The organism is Martelella sp. FLE1502 (assembly GCF_053484255.1).
The window spans coordinates 1-622 of record NZ_JBAKFQ010000067.1 but is presented as its reverse complement, the minus strand read 5'-3'; the positions used below and the strand labels follow the sequence as shown (position 1 = coordinate 622).

Here is a 622-nt window from a genome sequence, read left to right as displayed (position 1 = left end):
AGATGGTGTTGAAAAACTCCACTTGAGTGATGGCTTGGCTGCTGATTCACTTCTCCAGAGGCATGGGAGAACTGACGATGATGGGGTCGAGGCAGGTTGCGCAGGGGGCGCTGTTCTACGAGTTCACGATAGAAGACCATGTCCCGGCGGATCATTTGCTCAGGGGCATCGATCGTTTCGTCGATCTCGGTGATATGCGCCACCATCTCGCGCCTTTTTACAGCACGACGGGTCGGCCATCGATAGATCCCGAGCTGATGATCCGGATGCTGATCGTCGGCTACGCCTTCGGCATCCGGTCGGAACGGCGGCTTTGCGAGGAGGTTCATTTGAACTTGGCGTATCGCTGGTTCTGTCGGCTCGACTTAGCCGATCCGGTGCCCGACCATTCGACCTTCTCGAAGAACCGGCACGGACGGTTCCGTGAGAGCAATCTGTTCCGACATCTCTTCGAGGCGGTGCTGGCGCGCTGCATCGCCGAGGGCTTGGTGGGTGGCGAGAGCTTCGGGGCGGATGCGTCGTTGATCAAGGCGGATGCCAGCCGTTATACCAAAGCGGATTTCTCGGAATGGTCGGCGGAAGACGGGGCCAGCCGAGCAACGCAGGAATACCTCGACACCCT

At 59.0% G+C, this 622-nt stretch carries 1 protein-coding gene; it reads left to right on the top strand.

Features of this window, described 5'->3' with window-relative positions:
- Nucleotides 1-77: 77 nt before the first annotated feature.
- On the top strand, nucleotides 78-622 hold a 545-nt coding region (locus V6767_RS22700), incomplete at its 3' end, for a transposase (protein WP_448475508.1).